The sequence below is a fragment of the Bacillus sp. LR--39 genome, assembly GCF_053613335.1.
Window position 1 is genome coordinate 1 of sequence record NZ_JBSIOT010001118.1, and the last position, 625, is coordinate 625.

The 625-nt window shown below is 47.2% G+C and carries 1 pseudogene; it reads right to left on the reverse strand.

Annotated elements, in window-relative coordinates:
- Positions 1 to 601 (reverse strand): annotated as a pseudogene (gene bfmBAA, locus ACWHAR_RS28820) (3-methyl-2-oxobutanoate dehydrogenase subunit alpha); the annotation flags it as partial.
- Between the last annotated feature and the right edge of the window lie 24 nt (positions 602 to 625).

The window sequence follows — 625 nt, forward strand, 5'->3', positions numbered from 1 at the left end:
AAATGTTCTCACATGCGACTTGCTTATCGTAAGGCACCGAGATTGCGTATTTGTTGTTTTCACACATAAAAATAACCGGCAGCTTATGGACAGCGGCAAAGTTTGCCCCTTCATGGAAATCGCCTTGGTTTGAAGACCCTTCCCCGAATGTAACAAAGGCTGCGATATCCTTTTTCTCCATACGTCCCGCAAGCGCAATACCGACTGCGTGAGGCACTTGCGTTGTAACCGGAGATGATCCCGTCACAATGCGGTTTTTCTTTTGTCCGAAATGTCCCGGCATCTGGCGGCCTCCTGAGTTCGGATCTGCTGCTTTTGCAAACCCGGACATCATTAAGTCCTTTGCTGTCATGCCAAACGCGAGCACGACACCCATGTCTCTGTAGTACGGCAATACATAATCCATTTCACGGTCAAGTGCGAAAGCCGCTCCTACCTGTGCTGCTTCCTGTCCTTGACAAGAGATTACAAATGGAATTTTGCCAGAACGGTTTAACAGCCACATTCTTTCATCGATTTTTCTTGCTAACAGCATGGTTCTATACATATCAACGGCTTCCTGATCAGTCAGCCCTAGTGCTTGATGTCGGTTTGTACTCATTCAAGCCCCTCCTTTATGCTTTTA